Origin of the sequence: Saccharothrix australiensis (assembly GCF_003634935.1) — a bacterium.
Lineage (GTDB): Bacteria > Actinomycetota > Actinomycetes > Mycobacteriales > Pseudonocardiaceae > Actinosynnema > Actinosynnema australiense.
The window spans coordinates 5,488,081-5,500,980 of the sequence record NZ_RBXO01000001.1 but is presented as its reverse complement, the minus strand read 5'-3'; the positions used below and the strand labels follow the sequence as shown (position 1 = coordinate 5,500,980).

15 protein-coding genes are annotated in these 12,900 nt (G+C 75.8%); 9 read left to right on the top strand and 6 right to left on the bottom strand.

Annotated elements, in window-relative coordinates; genetic code table 11:
* Position 1 precedes the first annotated feature (1 nt).
* The 3 genes from C8E97_RS23215 to C8E97_RS23205 all read left to right on the top strand — a co-directional run bounded on the left by C8E97_RS23215 (position 2) and on the right by C8E97_RS23205 (position 1,786).
* On the top strand, positions 2–460 hold the full coding sequence (locus C8E97_RS23215; protein ID WP_121007608.1) for a hypothetical protein: 459 nt from the start codon (positions 2–4) through the stop codon (positions 458–460).
* A gap of 69 nt (positions 461–529) precedes the next feature.
* Entirely contained in the window at positions 530–961 is a 432-nt protein-coding gene (locus tag C8E97_RS23210; RefSeq protein ID WP_121007607.1) for a hypothetical protein, read from the top strand.
* 231 nt (positions 962–1,192) lie between these two features.
* Positions 1,193–1,786: a DUF5655 domain-containing protein gene (locus tag C8E97_RS23205; protein ID WP_121007606.1), complete on the top strand. Its 594-nt coding sequence runs from the start codon at positions 1,193–1,195 to the stop codon at positions 1,784–1,786.
* On the opposite strand, the gene C8E97_RS23200 is transcribed toward C8E97_RS23205, so the two are convergent.
* From C8E97_RS23200 to C8E97_RS23190, 3 genes are read right to left on the bottom strand one after another with little or no spacing between them, the layout of a single operon-like run.
* A complete protein-coding gene (locus C8E97_RS23200; protein WP_121007605.1) occupies positions 1,783–2,670 on the bottom strand; it encodes a TAXI family TRAP transporter solute-binding subunit in 888 nt (295 codons plus the stop codon). The genes C8E97_RS23205 and C8E97_RS23200 overlap by 4 nt on opposite strands.
* On the bottom strand, positions 2,667–4,025 hold the full coding sequence (locus C8E97_RS23195; RefSeq protein ID WP_121007604.1) for a sensor histidine kinase: 1,359 nt from the start codon (positions 4,023–4,025) through the stop codon (positions 2,667–2,669). Before C8E97_RS23195 ends, C8E97_RS23200 begins: the two co-directional genes overlap by 4 nt.
* Positions 4,026–4,700 carry a response regulator transcription factor gene (locus C8E97_RS23190; protein ID WP_121007603.1) on the bottom strand — a complete coding sequence of 225 codons (675 nt, stop codon included), beginning with the start codon at positions 4,698–4,700 and terminating at the stop codon, positions 4,026–4,028.
* Positions 4,701–4,756: 56 nt separating this feature from the next.
* Between C8E97_RS23190 and C8E97_RS23185 the strand changes: the two genes are divergently transcribed.
* On the top strand, positions 4,757–5,482 hold the full coding sequence (locus tag C8E97_RS23185; protein ID WP_342776250.1) for an ANTAR domain-containing protein: 726 nt from the start codon (positions 4,757–4,759) through the stop codon (positions 5,480–5,482).
* A 39-nt stretch (positions 5,483–5,521) separates the two neighbouring features.
* Here the strand turns inward: C8E97_RS23185 and C8E97_RS23180 are convergent, their stop codons facing one another.
* Together C8E97_RS23180 and C8E97_RS34850 are read right to left on the bottom strand one after the other, a co-directional pair.
* Positions 5,522–5,929 (bottom strand): YchJ family protein, encoded by a 408-nt coding sequence (locus C8E97_RS23180; RefSeq protein WP_121007601.1) that lies wholly within the window; start codon positions 5,927–5,929, stop codon positions 5,522–5,524.
* Positions 5,926–6,102 carry a hypothetical protein gene (locus C8E97_RS34850; protein WP_170211969.1) on the bottom strand — a complete coding sequence of 59 codons (177 nt, stop codon included), beginning with the start codon at positions 6,100–6,102 and terminating at the stop codon, positions 5,926–5,928. The genes C8E97_RS23180 and C8E97_RS34850 overlap by 4 nt, the downstream gene beginning before the upstream one ends.
* Positions 6,103–6,165: 63 nt before the next feature.
* Here C8E97_RS34850 and cutA point away from each other — a divergent pair, with 63 nt between their 5' ends.
* Positions 6,166–6,510, top strand: a complete 345-nt coding sequence (gene cutA, locus C8E97_RS23175) for a divalent-cation tolerance protein CutA (RefSeq protein WP_121007600.1) — start codon at positions 6,166–6,168, stop codon at positions 6,508–6,510.
* A 172-nt stretch (positions 6,511–6,682) separates the two neighbouring features.
* On the opposite strand, the gene C8E97_RS23170 is transcribed toward cutA, so the two are convergent.
* Positions 6,683–9,418, bottom strand: coding sequence for an FAD-binding and (Fe-S)-binding domain-containing protein (locus tag C8E97_RS23170; RefSeq protein WP_121007599.1), 2,736 nt, complete (start codon positions 9,416–9,418; stop codon positions 6,683–6,685).
* An 86-nt stretch (positions 9,419–9,504) separates the two neighbouring features.
* Here C8E97_RS23170 and fabG point away from each other — a divergent pair, with 86 nt between their 5' ends.
* From fabG to C8E97_RS23150, 4 genes are all read left to right on the top strand, one after another.
* Complete coding sequence (fabG, locus tag C8E97_RS23165; RefSeq protein WP_121007598.1) at positions 9,505–10,209, top strand: 3-oxoacyl-[acyl-carrier-protein] reductase; 705 nt, start codon at positions 9,505–9,507, stop codon at positions 10,207–10,209.
* A gap of 196 nt (positions 10,210–10,405) precedes the next feature.
* Entirely contained in the window at positions 10,406–11,173 is a 768-nt protein-coding gene (gene fabI / locus C8E97_RS23160) for an enoyl-ACP reductase FabI (protein ID WP_121007597.1), read from the top strand.
* A gap of 79 nt (positions 11,174–11,252) precedes the next feature.
* Positions 11,253–12,269, top strand: a complete 1,017-nt coding sequence (locus tag C8E97_RS23155) for a ferrochelatase (protein WP_121007596.1) — start codon at positions 11,253–11,255, stop codon at positions 12,267–12,269.
* A gap of 156 nt (positions 12,270–12,425) precedes the next feature.
* Positions 12,426–12,899 (top strand): YcxB family protein, encoded by a 474-nt coding sequence (locus tag C8E97_RS23150; protein WP_121007595.1) that lies wholly within the window; start codon positions 12,426–12,428, stop codon positions 12,897–12,899.
* Position 12,900 lies beyond the last annotated feature (1 nt).

The window sequence follows — 12,900 nt, the reverse complement described above, 5'->3', positions numbered from 1 at the left end:
CATGCACCTGGCCACCTACCTGGGACTGCTGCACACCTCCCTGACCACGCTCGCCGACGCCTTCCGCGAGGTCGGCCGGGGACACGGCGAGGAGCCCGACGTGCGGCACACCTGCCAGGTCCTCGCCGCCAGGACCGATCGCCAGGCCGAGGCCCTGGCGCCGGTGGTGGAGCGCTACGGCGAGCAGCGCGAGGACGAACCCGAGCGGCTGCACGCCGCCGGCCTGGAGACCACCCGCGGCGGACCGGTCGGGCTGCTCCGCGACCTCCAGGACCTGTACACCCTGGCCACCCTGACCGACATCACCTGGACCGTCGTCGGCCAGGCCGCCCAAGGGCTGCGCGACCGCGAACTGCTCGACGTCGTCACCTCCTGCGAGCAGGACACGGCCCGCCTGCTGACCTGGCTCCGCACCCGCATCAAGCAGGCCGCGCCCCAGGCCCTCATCGCGTCCCGGTGAGCGGCCGCCGTCCGGCCGCATTCGCGCAACTCGGCCCACGGCACCCCACGACCTGCTTAAAGTGCCGGAATGGCGGAGGACGGGTTCGTCGAAGTACACGGGGCCAACCGGGGCAACAACGTGGTCCTGCACCTGTTCGCCGCGGCGTTGATGGTCACCGGACCGATCGTCTACGCGGCCAACGACGGCGGCACCCTCGGCATCGTGCTCACCGCGCTGCTGCTACCGCTGGGCATCGCCGTGTGGCGCGGTATCGCGCGCGCCAAGCGGCGGCTGCTGCGCCTGGACGAGGTGGGTCTGCCCGCGACCGCCGTGGTGCTGTCCGTGGAGCCGATCAGCGAGGACGCCACGGTCCGCGTCCGGCTCCTGATCAAGGGCCCGGACGTGCCCGAGTTCCTGATCGACCACGACACCAGGTACGGCCCCGGCCTGAAGCCGGGGAACAAGCTCGTCGCGGTGGTCGACCCCGACGACCACCGCGACTTCGAACTGGAGTACTAGGGAACGCCCTCATGCCCCACGAGGCGGGCGCCGCTCGGGCAGACCGTGACGGAGCCGGTGGGCCGTGTGCGCAGTGCCCTGTCCTGGGGTGCCCGGCTCGTGCCGGCGGTACAGCCTCCGCGCCCACGGTGCCGGCGCAGCGCTTCGACCGACCCGTCCGTGCCGCGACCCCGCCCCGGCGGGCCCGGCGCTGCCCGCGCGGCCGGCGTCGCGACGCGGCAGGATGACCCCATGCCCCCGGCGGAGCACTGGCGCGAGATGGTCGACTGGTCGGCGTGCCTGCTCCGGCGCACCACCGGGGAGGGCGTGCCGGAGTGGAACCGGCGGGTGCTGGCGTCCGGCATCGACGGCGAGCGCGAGCTGCGCGCGTGGCTCGACGAGCGCGCGGTCACCGGGTACCCGCAGCTGCTGCTGCTGATGGAGCGGTTCGGCTACCCCGACTTCGTGTGGGCCGGTCCCGACGACCCCCTGGCCGGTGCCGGCGACCTCGTGGACCGGCAGTACGCCGACCGGGCCGAGCTGCGGCCCATCCTCGACCGCGTCCTCGCCGAAGCCGCGCTGCTGGGCCCGATGCGCGTGCGGGCCCGCAAGACCCACGTGGCCCTGGTGTCGCCGCGCCGCACCTTCGCCGTCGTCAAGGCGGGCACCCGCACGCGCGTCGACCTCGGCCTGCGCCTGGCGGGACGCGCGCCGGGCGGGCGGCTGGAGGCCGCGCCGTCCCTCGGGAACGGCGCGATCACCGTCCGGATCGCCCTCACCAGCGCCGACGCCATCGACGGCGAGACGCTGTCCTGGCTGCGGGACGCCTACACCGGCAACCGCTAGCCGTGCAGGTCGCGGTAGACCGCCGCGGCACCGGGGTGCAGCGGCAGCCGCGCGGTGCCGATGAGGCTGCGGACGTCCAGGAACTGGGTGCCCAGCGCCTGGTCGGGCACGAGCGCCGCCGCCCTCGACACCAGCGTCCGGGCGATCGACGCGGCCGGCTCGTCCGGCAGCTCCGCCCGGCACACCAGCAGGTTCGCCACGCCGATGGTGGCGACCTCGCGCGTCGACCCGTACACCCCGACGGGCACCGAGACCTGCTCGTACACCGAGCCGTGCGCCACCCGCAGCCCGGCGAGCAGGTCCGCCAGCGGCAGCAGCCGGATACCGGGCAGCCCCTCCAGCACCGGCGTCGGCACCCCGCCCGACCACAGCAGCGCGTCGACCCGGCGGTCCGCCAACGCCCGCGCGGCCTCCGCCAGCCGCAGGTGCGTCACCCGCACCGAGCCGCCCAGCCCGGCCGCCGCCAGCATCCGCTCGCCCGACAGCGACGCGCCCGAACCCGCCGCGCCCAGCGAGACCACCCGGCCGGCCAGGTCCGCGACGCGCCGCGCCGGGTCGTCGGCGCGCACGACGAGTTGCAGGTAGTTCTCGTACACCCGACCCAGGGCGCGCAGCTCCAGCGCGGGATCGGCGACGTGGGCCGCGTCGGCGAGGCTCAGCGCCACCCGCACCGACCCGGACCGCAGCCGCTCCAGGTTCTCCAGGCTGCCCTGCGTCTCGACGGCCCGGCCGCGCAGGCCGGGTTCGAGCTGCGCCGCGAGCAGGGCGGCGAAGTCGTAGTACATGCCGCCACGCTCGCCCGAGGCGATGAGCAGCTCGTCGGACGGCCCGCCGGACGTGCACCCGGCGGCCAGCAGCCCCAGCAGGAACACCCGGCGGTTCACAGCGCCGGCTCCAGCGGCAGCACGACCCGCGCCACCAGCCCGCCCGTCGAGGACAGCTCCAGCGCGCCGCCGTGCGCCCGGACGAGCCGGTCCGCGATGGCCAGCCCGAGCCCGGTGCCCGGCCGGTCGGACCGGCCCCGCCAGAACCGGTCGGTGGCCAGGGCCAGCTCGGCGTCGGTCAGGCCGGGGCCGTCGTCGGCCACCCGCACCCAGCCCACGCCCGCCGCCCGGTCCGCGCCCACGGACACCTCCACGCGCCCGCCGCCGTACTTGACGGCGTTGTCCAGCACCACGTCCAGCACCTGCGACAGCTCCGACTCCGGGCACCGCACCAGCACCGGCAGCGCGGGCACGACCGGTGACGGCACCTGCCAGAAGTCGGCCCGGTCCACCGCCACCGCGCCCGCGTCGGCCAGGCCGGGCTCCCGGCCGCCCGCCGCGACCTCCGTCGCCGTGCTCTCCGCCGACGCGAGCGCCAACAGCCCGTCCAGCAGCGACTCCAGCCGCTCGACCTCCGCCACCGCCGCGGCGTAGGACCGCGCGCCACCGGGCGCCACGTGGCCGCCCAGGGTGTCCAGGCGCAGCCGCAGCGCCGCCATCGGGTTGCGCAGCTGGTGCGACGCGTCCGCGACCAGCCGCCGCTGCTGGTCGGCGGCCTCGGTCACCGCGTCGGACATCCGGTTGAACTGCTCCGACAGCTCGCGCACCTCGGGCGGGCCGCTGCGCTCGGGCACGTGCGCCCGCCGCTCGCCCGCCGCCACCGCCCGCACGCCCGCCGCGAGCTCCGCCAGCGGCCTGAGCAGCCACCGCGCGACGGCCAGCACCAGCAGCACCGAGCCGAGCCCGGCCGCCAGCGCGCCGCCGAGCACCCACAGCCACCGCAGCGCCACGTCCGCCGCCGCCCGGTCCACCGACGCCCGCAGCACCACCGCGCCCGCCACCCGCGTGCCGGTGCCGACCGGCCGGGCGAACACCACCGTCCCCGACGACCACGGCGTGACCGTCGGCACGGGCGGCGCGGGCTGGTCGCGCAGCGCCGCGTCCAGCACGCCGGCCAGCGCCGGGTCGTCGGCGGCCAGCCCGGCCCGCGCCACCGCCCGCCGCCGCGCGTCCACCACGACGACCGCCTCGCCGTACAGCTCGGCGTAGGCCGCCACCTCCGTCACCAGCGCGGTGTCGTCGCCCGTGCTCGCCGCCTGCTGCGCGAGCGCCGCGAACCGGTCCAGGTCACCGGTGCGGCCGAGCGCGAACCGCTGGGTGCGCTCGGCGGCGGTGGCCGACAGCAGCGGCACGGCGAACGCCGCCACCGCGGCGGCGGAGAACAGCAGCAGCACCAGCAGCAGGCGGCGACGCATTCACGCCCCGGTCTCGTCGCCGGTGTCCAGCCGGTAGCCGAACCCGCGGATGGTGGTCACCAGGCCCGGCCGGGCGAGCTTGGCCCGCAGCCCCGCCAGGTGCACGTCCAGCGCCCGCGACACCGCCAGGTAGGCGTCGCCCCACACCTCGTCCATCAGCTGCTGGCGGCTGACCGCGGTGCCCGGCCGGCTCGCCAGCGCCGCGAGCACGTCGAACTCCGTGGTGGTCAGCGGCACCTCGACGCCGCCGGCGGTCACCCGCCGCCCCTCCAGGTCGACCACCACGTCGCGGACCCGGACGGTGCGGTCGGCGCGGTCGACCCGCGTGGCGCGCCGGGCGACCGCGTCCATCCGGGCCAGCAGCTCGGCCAGCCGCACCGGCTTGACCAGGTAGTCGTCCGCGCCCAGCCGCAGCCCGCGGACGAGGGAGCGCTCGTCGCCGCTCGCGGTCAGCACCAGCACCGGGGTCCGCGCCACCCGGCGGATCTTGCGCAGCACCTCCAGCCCGTGCGCGTCGGGCAGCTTCAAGTCCAATAACAGCAGGTCGTAGTCCCGGTGTTGGCGCAGGGCGTCCGCGCCGCGCGCGACCCGGTGTGGGCGGTGGCCGTTGGCGCCGAGCGCCTCCACCAGGGCATCGGCGACACCGTCGTCGTCCTCGACCAGCAGCACGCGCACGGGCCGCCTCCCTTCCGGTAGCGGCGATTATGGCGTGCGCGGTGTAGACAGTGCAGGTGAGCATCGAAGACCGCGTGCCCGCCTCCCAACTGGACGAGGCCAGCGAGGCGCTGGAGGAACTGGCCGGCGTGCTGGCCGACGAGCAGTCGCTGGACGAGGTGCTGCAGCAACTCGCCGAGTCGGCCTCGCGGGTCATCCCGGACGCGGAGAACGTGTCGGTCACCGTCGTCGGCCCGGACGGCGCGTCGACCGCCGCGTCGACCGACCGGAAGGTGGTCTCGATCGACGCCGAGCAGTACGCCGCCGGCCAGGGGCCGTGCCTGGAGGCGTCGCGCACGCAGCGCCCGGTCCGGGTGACGGTCGAGGGCGCGCGGGCGAAGTGGCCGGAGTTCACGGCCGCGGCGCAGCGTGCGGGCGTGCGGGCGTACCTGTCCGCGCCGCTCGTGGTCGAGGGCTCGGTGCTGGGCGCGCTGAACCTCTACAGCGGCGTCGAGTCGGCGTTCGACCCGTTCGACGAGGCGCTGCTGCGGCTGTTCACCACGGCCGCGTCCGCCTCGATCACCGGGTTCCAGCGCTACGAGCGGTCCCGGTCGCTGGTCGCGCACCTGGAGGCGGCGCTGGGGTCGCGGGCGGAGATCGACCAGGCGAAGGGCGTGCTCATGGCGGCCCACGGGATCAGCGCCGACGAGGCGTTCCAGCGGCTGGTGGACGAGTCGCAGACGCACAACACCAAGCTGCGGGTGGTCGCGCGCAACCTGCTCGACTCGGTGCGCAGACCCTAGGCGCCCAGATCCTGGGCGCGCAGACCCTGAGCACGCGGATCAGGCACGCGTGGGCGGTCGGCCCGGTGCGACGGACTCGACCGGCTCGACGTAGAGCCAGCGGCCGTCCTCGCGCTGGAAGAGGCTGTTCTCGTGCAGCACGTCACGCCGGCCGCGCCACCGGTAGTGCGCGCGGAACTCGACCGTGCCCGTGGTCTGGAGCAGGCCGCCGCCGGTGCGGTCGAGCACCTCCAGGCGCACCCACCGGTGGTCGGGGTCGAAGTCGACGCGCCGGGGCCGGGTCGCCGGGTGCCACGTCGTCAGCAGGTACGCCTCGTCGGACAGGGCGTACGCCGCGTACCGCGACCGCATCACCGCCTCCGCCGTCGGCGCGACGCGCGCCCCGGAGTGGAACACGCCGCAGCAGGTCTCGTACGGCTCGCCCGAGCCGCAGGGGCAGGCCGTCACCCGGCGTCACAGGCCGAGCGGCCCGAGCGGTTCCAGCGCAGCCACCGCAGGGCCGCCTCGGCGGCCGCGTCACCGGCCGCCGCCGCGGCCACCAGGTCGGCGTGCGCCTGGTAGCGGGCGTCCGGCGGGGCGGCCTCGTCGGTCAGCAGCGCCACGGCGTCGTCGGTGTCCACGGGTCCAGGATAGGAACACCGCTTCGTCGGCGCAGCGCGACCGCCGGTGCGTACGCTGCGCGCGTGAGCGACAACCACGTCGTGGTGATCACGACCACCGACAGCGAGGAGGCGGCAGGCGAGCTGGCCCGCGCCGTCGTCGAGGCGCGCCTGGCGGCGTGCGTGCAGGTCGGGGCCCCGGTGCGGAGCGTCTACCGCTGGGACGGCGAGGTCCGGGACGACCGGGAGTGGCAGCTCTGGATCAAGACCGCCTACGACCGCGCGGCCGAGCTGACCGACTTCCTCACCGCCCGGCACTCCTACGACACGCCCGAGGTGCTGGTCCTGCCGGTGCTCGGCGGCAACCCGGACTACCTGGCGTGGCTCACGGAGGAGACCCGCCCGACCCCGCCGCACCGGACCCCGTAGCCCCACCCCGCCCGCAGCGGCCGGACCTCGCAGCGCCCGGATCCCGCAGGGCCCGGACCTCGCAGCCCGGATCCCGCAGGGTCCGGACCCTGCGGCAGGGGCCCCGAAGCCCTACCGGACTCAGCGGCCCTGCCCGGCCGGTGCGCCGCCGGTCCGGCGGAGCCGGCCGTTCTCACCGTTCGGGCGGGTCCGCGTGCGTCCGCCCCGGGTCACCGCGTCCGGCCGTGCCGGTCCGCCGGTCGCCCCCGGCCGCGCCCGAACCCAGGCCGAGCGCACGCGCGACCAGCGTCGCCGTGTGCACGGGCGCGGCGGACGACCCGTGCCGCACCTGGGTCCGGCAGCTGAACCCGTCCGCGACCACCGCCGTGCCCGGCGCCGCGCCGCGCACGGCGGGCAGCAGCGACTGCTCCGCCACCGCCATCGACACGGCGTGGTGGCCCTTCTCGAACCCGAAGTTCCCCGCCAGCCCGCAGCAGCCCGCCAGCACCGACGCCGTCACCCCGGCCCGCTCCAGCAGCGCGCGGTCGGCGTCCGTGCCGCCCTCGGCGTACTGGTGGCAGTGCGGCTGCACGACCGCCGAACCGCCGGGCGGCAGTTGCGGCAGCCGCGGCGCCACCTGCTCGGCGAAGGTCCGCACCGACCCGGCGAGCCGCGCCACGTCCGGGTCGTCGCCCGCCACCTCCAGCGCGTCCGAACGCAGGAACGCCGCGCAGCTCGGCTCCAGCCCCACCACGGGCACCCCGGCCGACGTCCACGGCCGCAGCCGCCGCGCCGTCCGCCGGACCACCCGCCGCGCCACGCCGAGCTGCCCGGTGGAGAACCACGTCAGCCCGCAGCAGACGGCGTCGCCCGGCACCTCGACCCGGTGCCCGGTGGCGGCGAGCACCGCCGCCGCGTCCTCGCCGACCCCCGGCTCGAAGTGGTTGGTGAAGGTGTCGGGGAACAGCAGCACCCGATCGCCCTCGCCACCGCCGGCGAACACCCGCTGGAACGTCCTCGGCGCGGGCGTCGGCAGCGGCCGTTCCGCCGCCACCCCGGCGAACCGCGCGAACCGGGCCGTCACCCGGTTCACCAGCCGCAGCCGCAACCACAGCGGCAGCCAGCCCATCGAGTAGTGCGCGGGCGGGCGCAGCCGCCGCCGGTAGTGGTGGTGCAGGAACTCCGCCTTGTAGGCGGCCATGTCGACGTCCACCGGGCAGTCCCGCTTGCAGCCCTTGCACGCCAGGCACAGGTCCAGCGCGTCGCGCACCTCGGTGGACCGCCACCCGCCGCGCACCACCTGCCCGTTGAGCATCTCGAACAGCAGCCGCGCCCGGCCCCGCGTCGAGTGCTGCTCCTCGCGCGTCACCCGGTAGCTCGGGCACATCACGCCGCCGGACGTGTTCAGGCACTTCCCGACGCCCACGCACCGCCGGGTCGCCGCCGCCAGGTCGCCGCCGTCGGCGCGCAGCGCCAGCGCCGCCCTGGTCGGGATCACCGGCGGCGCGACCACGACGCGCAGGTCCGCGTCCAGCGGCAGCGGGTCCACGATCCGGCCGGGGTTCATCCGGTTGCCGGGGTCGAACGCGGCCTTGAACCGCCGGAACGCGGCGAGCGCCGCCGGCGGGTACATCCGGGGCAGCAGCTCCGACCGCGCCTGCCCGTCGCCGTGCTCGCCCGACAGCGAACCGCCGTGCGCCACCACCAGGTCCGCGGCGTCCTGGAGGAACTCCCGGTAGCCGGACCGCAGGTCGAAGTCGATCCGCACGTGCAGGCAGCCCTCGCCGAAGTGCCCGTAGGTCACCCCGCGCCGCCCGTGCCCGGCCAGCAGCGCGTCGAACTCCCGCAGGTACGCGCCCAGCCGCTCCGGCGGCACGGCCGCGTCCTCCCACCCCGACCACGCCTCGCCGCCGTCGGCCATCCGCGTCGCCAACCCGGCGCCGTCCTCCCGCACCCGCCACAGCGCCCGCTGCCGCGCCGGGTCGGTCACCACCACCGAGCGCGGCGCGACCGACGCGGCCGCGCGCGCCACCGACTCCTCGGCGGTCTCGACGAACAGCCAGCTCAGGCCGGGCGGCAGCAGGTGCCGCGCGCCGGCGGTGTCGGCCAGCGCCGCGTCGACGCCCTCGACCGCCAGCACGTCCAGCTCCCGCAGCGCCGCGGCGTGGTCGGCGGCGTCGTACCGCCCGGGGAAGCCCAGCACGGCCAGCACGCGCCGCTCGGGCGCGGCCACCAGCCGCAGCGCCGCGCCCAGCACGGCCACGCACGTGCCCTCGGTGCCGACCAGCGCCCGCGTCAGGTCCGGCAGCGCGTCCAGCCGGTACCCCGAGACCCGGCGGTCCAGCGCCGGGAACCACGCCGGGTCCACGTCGGGCAGCGGCAGCGGCGGCGGCGTGCGCGTGTCGAACCGCCTGCCGTCCGGCAGCAGCACGTCGAGCGCCGCCACGTTGTCGCTGGTCTTGCCCCACGCGACGGAGTGCGCGCCGCACGCGTCGTTGCCGACCATGCCGCCGACCGTGCACCGCGAGTGCGTCGACGGGTCGGGCCCGAACAGCAGGCCGTGCGGGCGGGCGGCGTCGTTGAGCCGGTCCAGCACCACGCCGGGCTGCACGACCGCGATCCGCTCGACCGGGTCGATCGAGATCACCCGGTCGAGGTACCGGGCGTAGTCGATCACGAGACCCGGCCCCGCCGCGTTGCCCGCCACGCTCGTGCCCGCGCCCCGGCTCGTCACCGGCACGTCGAACGCCGCCGCCACCTGCACGGCCGACACCACCGCGTCCGTCGACCGGGGCCGCACGACGACCAGCGGCACGTGCCGGTAGTTCGAGGCGTCCGCGGAGTACAGGGCGCGGCTCGCGGGGTCGGCGAGCACGTCGCCGTCCACGGCGGCGCGCAGCTGATCGACGAATCCGGTCACCCGGCCCATTGTGATCCACCACCGGCCCGTGGTGGCGCACGAGGGCGCAGGGGATAGCCTCGGCCCGCATCAACCAGTGGCGATGGGAGCAGGGCGTGTCGAGGTCCGTACTGGTCACGGGCGGCAACCGGGGTATCGGTCTGGCGATCGCGCGGGCGTTCGCCGCCCAGGGCGACCGGGTGGCCGTGACCCACCGCGGCTCGGGCGCGCCCGACGGCCTGCTGGGCGTCGAGTGCGACGTCACCGACCCCGCCGCCGTCGACGCGGCGTTCGCCGAGGTCGAGGCCGCGCAGGGGCCGGTGGAGGTGCTGGTCGCCAACGCCGGCATCACCGACGACACCCTGCTGCTGCGCATGACCGACGAGCAGTTCTCCCGCGTGCTGGACGCGAACCTGACCGGCGCGTTCCGGGTCGCGCAGCGCGCGTCCAAGGGGATGCTGCGCAAGCGGTACGGCCGGATCGTGTTCATCTCCTCCGTGGTCGGCCTGGCCGGCGGCGCGGGGCAGGTCAACTACGCCGCCAGCAAGGCGGGCATGGTGGGCGTCGCCCGGTCCATCGCCCGCGAGCTGGGCACGCGCAACATCACCGCGAACGTCGTCGCGCCCGGCTTCATCACCACCGACATGACCGACGCGCTGCCCGAGGAGCGCCGCAAGCAGATCCTCGCCCAGGTGCCCGCCGGCCGGTACGGCACCACCGAGGAGATCGCCGCGGCCGTGACGTTCCTCGCCTCCGACGCCGCCGCCTACATCACCGGCGCGGTGCTGCCGGTCGACGGCGGCCTCGGCATGGGCCACTGAACGGGCCCCTGGAGCTGAACGGGCCCCTGAACGGGCCCCGGAAGCTGAACGAGCCGCTGAACGGCCGCTGGACGGGCCGCCGAGGCGGAGCCACCACCACACCCGGCGGCCGGGACACCGGCCGCCACCGCGCGCCCGGGGCAGCCCGGACGACGGGTTGCCGGAACCCCACCCACAACTCTCGGAGGGAACACACGTGACGGGTCTGCTCGAGGGCAAGCGACTGTTGATCACCGGGGTGATCACGGACGCGTCGATCGCCTTCCACGTGGCCAAGGTCGCCCAGGAGCAGGGCGCCCGGGTGGTGCTCACCGGGTTCGGCCGGCTGAGCCTCGTGGAGCGGATCGCCAAGCGGCTGCCGCGGCCCGCACCCGTGGTGGAGCTGGACGTGCAGAACCAGGAGCACCTGGACACGCTCGCGGACCGCGTGCGCGAGCACGTCGACGGCCTCGACGGCGTGGTGCACGCCATCGGCTACGCGCCGCCGTCGTGCCTGGGCGCGCCGTTCATGGACGCGCCGTGGGAGGACGTGGCCACGGCGATGCACGTCTCCGCGTACTCGTACAAGGCGCTGGTGCGGGCGACGCTGCCGCTGATGGACCGGGGCGCGTCGGTCGTCGGCCTGGACTTCGACGCGCGCCAGGCGTGGCCCGCCTACAACTGGATGGGCGCGGCGAAGGCGGCCTTCGAGTCGATCAACCGCTACCTGGCGCGCGACCTCGGGCCGCAGGGCATCCGGGTGAACCTGGTCTCGGCCGGCCCGGTGCGCACGATGGCCGCCAAGTCGATCCCCGGCTTCGCGGAGCTGGAGTCCATGTGGGGCGACAAGGCGCCGCTGGGCTGGGACGTGAACGACCCCGCGCCGGTGGCGAAGTCGGTGTGCGGCCTGCTGTCCGACTGGTTCCCGGCGACCACCGGCTCGATGGTGTTCGTCGACGGCGGTGTGCACTTCCTGGGCCTGTGAGCCGCCCGCCGGGTCGGCGTGCCGCCGATCACGCCGACCCGGTTGTGCGCCGCCGGAGGGGCGGCGCGAGGATGTCCGGGTGAGTTACGACGCGCTGCTCTGGTTGTCCTTCGGGGGACCGGAGGGACCCGACGACGTCCGCCCGTTCCTGGAGAACGTGACCCGGGGCCGGGGTGTGCCGCCCGAACGCCTCGACGAGGTCGAGCAGCACTACCGGCACTTCGGCGGCGTGTCGCCGATCAACGCGCTCAACCGCGCCGCGATCGCCGCCGTCGAGGAGCTGGTCGACCTGCCGGTCTACTTCGGCAACCGCAACTGGCACCCGATGGTCGAGGACACCGTGGCCCGGATGAAGGCCGACGGCGTCCGGCGCGCCCTGGTGTTCCCGACCAGCGCCTACGGCGGGTACTCCGCGTGCCGCCAGTACGACGAGGACGTGCTGCGCGCCCGCGCCGCCGTGCCGGACGCGCCCGAGCTGGTCAAGCTGCGGCAGTTCTTCGACCACCCGCTGTTCGTCGAGTCCTTCGCCGACGCGGTGCGCACCGCGGCGGCCGACTTCGCCGACTACCGCCTGGTGTTCACCGCCCACTCGGTGCCGCTGTCCGCCGACCGGGCCGCCGGGCCGCCGGAGGAGGGCGGCCACCGCTACTCCCGGCAGGTGGCGGAGGCGTCCCGGCTGGTGGCGCGGGAGGTCGGCGCGGCCGAGTACGACGTGGTGTGGCAGTCGCGGTCCGGGCCGCCGGAGATCCCGTGGCTGGAGCCGGACGTCGTGGACCACGTCGAGGCCCTGCGCGAGTGGGGGGTGGCCAACGTCGTGGTGTGCCCGATCGGGTTCGTCAGCGACCACCTGGAGGTGGTGTGGGACCTGGACACGGAGGCCAGGGACCGGGCCGCCGAGCTGGGCATGGGCTTCGCCCGCGCCGCCACGCCCAACGGCGATCCCCGGTTCGCGCGGCTGGTCGCCGAACTCGTCGCCGAGCACCTGTCCGGCGCGCCGGTGCGCAAGCTGTCGGAGTTCCCCGCCGCGGGGTGCACCGTGAACGGCGCGCCGTGCGCCCCGCTGTGCTGCGAGCCCGCGAAACGACCCGCGCGGTGACGTCGGTGGTGTGCCGCGAGCGGGCGGGGGAGTCCGGGCGGTGATCCGAGCACCGCTGCGTGGCATCCGCCGCTCCACCGGTCGCGGTCCCGATCGCGCGACCGGCGGTGGGAGCAGGTGCCGCACCGGCGACGAGACCACGAGGAGGCCCGCGCGGTGAGTGTCGATTTCAGCTGGTCGCCCCGGCCGGGTGACTGGCGGGACGCGTTGCGGACGGCCGTGCCGCTCTACCGGTGGGCGCCGTGGTTCGGCGCGGTGCTGGGCGCGCTCGGGGTGGTCGTGCTGTTCCTCGGCATGACGTGGGCCGGGGTGTTCGGGATCGCGCTCGCTGTGATCATCGTCGCACTCGTGCCCGTCGGCACCGCCGTGAACTTCCACAACCACCCGCTCGCGGCCAAGCCCGTGACCGGGTCGGCGGACGCGCACTCGCTGCGGATGTCGGTCGGCGACGCGGCGCGCAGCGAGCTGGCCTGGGCGGAGCTGCCGGGCTGGTCGGAGACGTCGCGGGTGTTCGTGCTGCGCACCGGGACGGCCGCGATGTTCGCCGTGCCGCACCGGGCGTTCGCCGGGGCGGAGGACGTCGAGCGGTTCCGCTCCCTGCTGGTGGCGCACGTCGGTCCGGCCGCCTGAG

What these genes read in the sequence shown, in the direction of transcription:
- C8E97_RS23195 (WP_121007604.1), bottom strand. Translation starts at nt 4,025, where the DNA reads ATGCGTCGCCGCCTGCTGCTGGTGCTGCTGCTGTTCTCCGCCGCCGCG.
- C8E97_RS23205 (WP_121007606.1), top strand. Translation starts at nt 1,193, where the DNA reads ATGCCCCCGGCGGAGCACTGGCGCGAGATGGTCGACTGGTCGGCGTGC.
- C8E97_RS23210 (WP_121007607.1), top strand. Translation starts at nt 530, where the DNA reads ATGGCGGAGGACGGGTTCGTCGAAGTACACGGGGCCAACCGGGGCAAC.
- C8E97_RS23170 (WP_121007599.1), bottom strand. Translation starts at nt 9,418, where the DNA reads ATGGGCCGGGTGACCGGATTCGTCGATCAGCTGCGCGCCGCCGTGGAC.
- C8E97_RS23215 (WP_121007608.1), top strand. Translation starts at nt 2, where the DNA reads ATGCACCTGGCCACCTACCTGGGACTGCTGCACACCTCCCTGACCACG.